The sequence below is a fragment of the Martelella sp. genome (assembly GCF_984369615.1).
In genome coordinates, this window is record NZ_CFHTCS010000290.1 from 1 (window position 1) to 5614 (window position 5614).

At 63.7% G+C, this 5614-nt stretch carries 8 protein-coding genes; 5 read left to right on the forward strand and 3 right to left on the reverse strand.

The genetic code is table 11. The features are described 5' to 3' along the window. Positions 1–234: 234 nt before the first annotated feature. From AC5DC2_RS18385 to AC5DC2_RS18400, 4 genes are all read left to right on the forward strand, one after another. Positions 235–648, forward strand: coding sequence for an HIT family protein (locus AC5DC2_RS18385; RefSeq protein ID WP_024707570.1), 414 nt, complete (start codon positions 235–237; stop codon positions 646–648). Then, a complete protein-coding gene (gene nudC, locus AC5DC2_RS18390) occupies positions 645–1598 on the forward strand; it encodes an NAD(+) diphosphatase (RefSeq protein WP_491699516.1) in 954 nt (317 codons plus the stop codon). Before AC5DC2_RS18385 ends, nudC begins: the two co-directional genes overlap by 4 nt. 3 nt (positions 1599–1601) lie before the next feature. Further along, positions 1602–2288 carry a helix-turn-helix transcriptional regulator gene (locus AC5DC2_RS18395; protein ID WP_491699517.1) on the forward strand — a complete coding sequence of 229 codons (687 nt, stop codon included), beginning with the start codon at positions 1602–1604 and terminating at the stop codon, positions 2286–2288. 68 nt (positions 2289–2356) lie between these two features. Beyond that, positions 2357–2725 (forward strand): VOC family protein, encoded by a 369-nt coding sequence (locus AC5DC2_RS18400; protein ID WP_024707567.1) that lies wholly within the window; start codon positions 2357–2359, stop codon positions 2723–2725. A 44-nt stretch (positions 2726–2769) separates the two neighbouring features. Here AC5DC2_RS18400 and AC5DC2_RS18405 read toward each other — a convergent pair whose 3' ends face one another. Next, a complete protein-coding gene (locus AC5DC2_RS18405; protein WP_491699518.1) occupies positions 2770–3642 on the reverse strand; it encodes a prephenate dehydratase in 873 nt (290 codons plus the stop codon). Next, positions 3639–4394 (reverse strand): 3-deoxy-manno-octulosonate cytidylyltransferase, encoded by a 756-nt coding sequence (locus AC5DC2_RS18410; RefSeq protein ID WP_491699521.1) that lies wholly within the window; start codon positions 4392–4394, stop codon positions 3639–3641. The genes AC5DC2_RS18405 and AC5DC2_RS18410 overlap by 4 nt, the downstream gene beginning before the upstream one ends. Before the next feature lie 158 nt (positions 4395–4552). Between AC5DC2_RS18410 and AC5DC2_RS18415 the strand changes: the two genes are divergently transcribed. Then, positions 4553–5323 carry a c-type cytochrome gene (locus tag AC5DC2_RS18415; protein WP_491699519.1) on the forward strand — a complete coding sequence of 257 codons (771 nt, stop codon included), beginning with the start codon at positions 4553–4555 and terminating at the stop codon, positions 5321–5323. Positions 5324–5365: 42 nt separating this feature from the next. Here the strand turns inward: AC5DC2_RS18415 and AC5DC2_RS18420 are convergent. Then, positions 5366–5614 (reverse strand): AEC family transporter (locus AC5DC2_RS18420; protein ID WP_491699520.1); only part of this gene is annotated, 249 nt, incomplete at its 5' end.

A 5614-nucleotide genomic window follows, 5' to 3' on the forward strand; every position in this document is an offset into this window, starting at 1 on the left:
CTTCCTTCCGGACCTGACCCGGTTGGCGAGTGGCACGTCCACCACCAGCCTCCCGGCCGCACATATCGTCAATTTGCCGTTTGAATGCAAGCAGCGCGCGGAAAAAACTTTCTCGGGGCTTGCCTCTCGCACGCTGTTTGACGGTTGTCGCCTTGCGTCCGTTTGATAGACATGTCTGGATAGGGCGAAATTGAGAACCGGAACCGGTCCGGCTCAGGAATGAACAGGGACGACATGCAGGAATTCACGCTCGATGAACGTTTGCGGCGGGACAGCGCGCTGATTACCGCGCTGGGGCTCTCCGAACTGCGGCTGATGCGGGACGGGCGCTGGCCCTGGCTCCTGCTGGTGCCGCAGCGCCCTGATGTCAGCGAAGTGTTCGATCTGGCGCCGCTTGACCAGACCATGCTGACCTTCGAGATCAACGAGGTCGCCAGGGCCCTGAAGGAGGCAACCGGCGCCGACAAGATCAACATCGCCGCCATCGGCAATATGGTGCGCCAGCTCCACGTCCATGTCGTCGCCAGGTTCGAGGGCGATGCGAACTGGCCCGGCCCGATCTGGGGCCATGGCACGGCTGAGCCTCTGGATGAGGACGAGATGACGGCATTGGCGCACAGGATCACGGAGGCGATGGCCCGGTCATGAGGTCGATTTTCGAAAAGGCGGGTCCGCATGACGACCCGAGCGCGCTGACGGCCTTTGCCGGTTGCCGGATCATCCGCGATTCCGAGCATCGCGCGGATGACAGCCTCATCACCGCGGCCCGCACCCCGGGCGCCCGCTTCATCGCCTTTGCCGGCGGCAGGCCTCTCGTCAAGCACGAGCGGCAGGTGCTCGATCCCTATTTCGCCCGCTACGAGATCCTCGATTTGTCGCCGGACCGGGAAAGCGCCGTTCTTCTCGGCCATGACCTCAATGGTGTGCCGCTGTTGTCAATCGAACTCGGGCTAGACCCCGAGGCGCTGCCGGCGCATCTGAAGGCGAGTAGTGTCAGGGCGATCTATTCCGAGGGGCTTTTCGACGAGGAGACGCAAGGGGCAGTCGCGCTGGCCTCCAGCCTCAATGTCTGGGCCCGCAATCATCGCTTCTGCGGACGCTGCGGCGCCAAGGCGGAAGGGGCCGCCGGCGGCTTCCGCCGTCAGTGCACGGCCTGCGGCCATATGATGTTTCCGCGCACCGATCCGGTGGTGATCATGCTGATCGTCGACGAGGAGCGCGACCGTGTGCTTCTCGGGCGCAATCCGAATTTTCCGCAAGGCCGCTATTCGTGTCTTGCCGGGTTTCTAGAGCCGGGAGAGACCGTCGAGGATGCCGTCCGCCGCGAGACGCTGGAGGAATCGGCCATCCGCGTCGGCGCCGTGCGCTACCACGCGTCCCAGCCCTGGCCGATGCCCTATTCGCTGATGCTCGCCTGCTATGCGAAGGCCGAGAGCTTCGAGATCCGCCGCGATGACGCGGAACTCGAGGACTGCCGATGGTTTTCCCGCGAAGAACTCGAAGCGATCGTCGAAGGCCGGCACGAAGGCGGCATCAACGCGCCGCCGGAAGGCGCGATCGCCTTCCGGTTGTTGCGTGATTTCCTCGACTGGCCTTGAGCCGTGGCGGGTTCACGCTCCGAGCGGCTGTTGGCGCTTTTGCAGGCGCTCAGATCCAGACGCTATCCGGTCACAGGCGATGCGCTGGCGCGCGAACTCGATGTCAGCCTCCGGACGCTTTACCGCGATATCGCCAGCCTCAGGGCGCAGGGCGCGGCGATCGAGGGCGAGGCGGGCGTCGGCTATGTGCTGCGGCCCGGCTTCCTGCTGCCGCCGATGATGTTTTCGCAAGACGAGATCGAGGCCTTGGTGCTCGGCAGCCGATGGGTGGAGAAGGTCAGCGATCCGAAGCTTTCCACCGCCGCCAGCCAGGCGCTGGCAAAGATCGCAGCCGTTCTACCGCAGTCTCTTTCCGAGACGGTCGACGAGACGGCGCTGATCGTCGGTCCGCGCGCCGTGACGGAGGACACTGCGGACATCGCCGCGCTCAGAAGCGCAATCCGCGCCGAGAAAGTGCTTGAAATCGATTATCGCGACGAGCGCGACCAGGTGACCACGCGCGTCATCTGGCCGATCGGCCTTGCCTATTTTGAAAGGGTGCGCATCGTCGTCGCCTGGTGCGAGATGCGGCAGGACTTCCGCCATTTCCGCACCGACCGGATCGCGGCTCTGAACGAGACCGGGCGGCGTTATCCGCGGCGAAGGCCGGTTCTTCTTGCCGAATGGCGCAGGCAATTGCCGGGCGCATGATGCTGACGGAAACTGTCAGCGATGCAGCCTAAACCTTCTTCGTATCGAAACACGAAACGGAGAAAATCATGTCGGCCATCAATCTTGTCGTGCTTTATGTCGAGGACACCGGAAAAAGCGGCGCCTTCTACGAACGCCTTCTCGGGCAAAAGCCAAATGCGCTTTCGCCGGGCTTTACGGCCTTTCACATGCCGAATGGCCTGATGCTCGGGCTGTGGCGCAAATCCACGGCCAAGCCCGAGGCGGAGGGCGGCCCGGGGATGATGGAAGTCGGGATCATGACGTCGGAGCCCGGCGGCGTGGCGGCTTTCTTCGAGCGCGCGAAAGCCGAGGGACACACGATCCTGCAGCAGCTGGTCACCGCCGATTTCGGTCCCACCTTCGTGATCGCCGATCCTGACGGCCATCGCATCCGCGTGTGCGAACCGGATAGCTGACCGGAGAAGATGCAGGGCGGCGCTCCGGCGTCGCCCCTTGTGGCCTACTCGTCCCCAAGCGCCTGGAGATGCCGGCGCATGGGGTGGCCTTCATAGACGCCCAGAATGCGGACCTTCTCGGAGAAGAATTCCAGTTCCTCCAGCGCGCGCGCCACGGCCGGATCGTCGGGGTGCCCCTCGATATCGGCGTAGAACTGCGTGGCGATGAACTTGCCGCCGATCTGGTAGCTCTCCAGCTTGGTCATATTGATGCCATTGGTGGCGAAACCGCCCATGGCCTTGTAAAGGGCGGCGGGAATATTGCGGACATTGAAGACGAAGGTGGTGACGATCGTCCTGTCCGGCCCGTTGCGCTTCGCGCGGGTTTCCCTGTCGGAGAGGATGACAAAGCGGGTGATGTTGCTGTCGGAATCCTCGACATTCTCGGCGAGGATGTCGAGGCCGTAGAGCGAGGCGGCGAGGCGCGGCGCGAGCGCCGCCATCGTGCGGTCGCCCTTCTCCTTCACCAGCATTGCCGCGCCCGCCGTGTCGCCGGCAATCACCGGGTTCCACATGTTGCGGCGGATGATCTTGCGGCACTGGCCGAGCGCGTGGATATGGCTATGGACGGTCTTTATCTCGTCCAGAGAAACACCCGGCAAAGCCATCAGCTGAAAGCGTATCGGCATGAAGTATTCGCCGACGATCGACAGCCTGGAATCGGGCAACTGGTAATGAATATCGGCGACGCGGCCGGCAAGCGTGTTCTCGATCGGGATCATCGCCAGGTCGGCGTCGCCGTTTTCAACGGCGAGGAATGCGTCCTCGAAGGTCTTGCAGGGCAGCGGTTCCATGTCCGGGTACATGTCCCGGCAGGCCATGTCCGAATTGGCCCCGAACTCGCCCTGGAACGAGATGCGGTTGGTCTTCATGATCATGATGCGCCTCCCTTGCCTTCGAGGATCCTGCGCGCCTTTTCGAGGTCTTCGGGCGTGTCGACGCCGAGCGGCACGGTCTTCACGATCTCGACATCGATGCGCATGCCGTGTTCGAGCGCGCGGAGCTGTTCGAGCTTTTCGCGTTCTTCCAGGAAGGAGCGCGGCAGCGAGACGAACCGTTCGAGGGCCGAGCGGCGATAGGTATAGAGCCCGATATGGTGATAGAGCGGGCCCTCGCCCCAGGGGGCGGTGGCGCGCGTGAAATAAAGGGCGCGCAGCCGGTAGGCGCCGATCGGCGCGCCGACAACCTTGACCACCTGCGGGGCGGTTTTTTCATTTTCATCGGTGATTTCCACCGCAAGCGTTGCGATATCGACATCGGGGTTCTCGAGCGGCCGGAGCGAGGCCTGGATGGTTGCCGGGTCCAGCGTCGGCAGGTCGCCCTGGACGTTGATGACGGTCTTTGCCCTCTTGTCCGGATCGACCTTCTTTAGAGCTTCGAAAATCCGGTCGGAACCCGACTGGTGCTGGCGGCCGGTCATGACCACCTCGTAGCCGGCCTGCTCCACCGCTTCGTAAACGCCCGGGTCGTCAACGGCGATGACAACGCGTCCCATGCCCGATTCGCGGGCGCGGTCGGCGACATGGATGATCATCGGCTTGCCGTCGATTTCGGCCAGCGGCTTGCCGGGCAGGCGGGTTGAGGCCATGTGAGCCGGGATAAGGACGATCGTTTCGTCGGTTTTGTTCATCGCCACTTGCAAGCTCTTCGTTTATTTGCCACTCACAAACCGGAGGAGCGGGTTTCACGTGCCGATGCAGCGTTGCATCGCGGCACCAAAAGACATAGGTTCTTCCAGATTGCAAGGTGATCCGGTAGAGAGGCCGGGTGAAGGGGAGCTGCAACGCAATGAAATTCAATCTCAATATGGTCCTGGCGGCCCTGTTGGGGACGATCTTCGTCCTGATGACGGTGTCTTTCGTGTCCGAGGCGATTTTCGATCCGAGGCTTCCGGAAACGGAAGGCTATGTCATCGCCGTGCCGGAGACCGATGCGAGCGGCGCTCCGGCCAAGGTCGAGGAAACGCCGATCTCCGTGCTGCTCGCCAGCGCCGCGCCGGACGCCGGCGAACGCGTTTTCAAGCGCTGCCAGGCCTGTCACACCGACACGGAGGGCGGTCCCAACAAGGTCGGCCCCAACCTGTGGGACATCGTTAACCGCCCGGTTGCCAGCCACGAAGGCTTCTCCTATTCCGCCGCGATGAAGGACTACGCCAATGGCGGCGAGACCCTGTGGACCTATGAGAACCTCGATGCCTTCATCAAGGCGCCGAAGAAGGATGTTCCCGGAACGGCGATGGGCTTTGCCGGCCTTTCCGACGATGAGGACCGCGCCGACCTGATCGCCTATCTCTCCACCATGTCGAACGACCCCGTGCCCTTCCCCGAGCCGCCGTCGGACGAGACGGCGGACGCGGGGTCGGCGACGGGCGATGGTTCCGGCGAGGTCGCCGCACCGGCCGAAGGCGGCGAAGCCGCACCCGCTGCAACGGACGGCGCTTCCGGCGATGCCGACGCAGGCCCCGCCAATGCCGAAAGTACGACCGCCGAGCCTGCGCCCGACGCCGAGGCGACGCCGCCCGGTTCCGCGGAGAGCGAACAGCCGGCTTCCGGCCAGTAAGCGGCAACAGCAGGCGGGGCTTTCAGTCCCGCCTTTTCCTGCTCAATAGCCGAGCAGCAAAACCCAGAAACTGACCGTCAGAACCCCGAGCGCCGTCGTCAGCGTGATCGTTGACGCGGCGATGTTCTTGCCGGTGCCGAACTGGTTGGCGAGCACGAAGGCGTTGACGCCGGAGGGGGCGGCGGCCGTCAGCACGATCCCGGCGATCGTCGAATGCGCCAGGTCCAGCGCCGTGCGCCAGGTGGCACGCGCTGCCTGAATTGACATTGACATTGACATTGACATTGACAT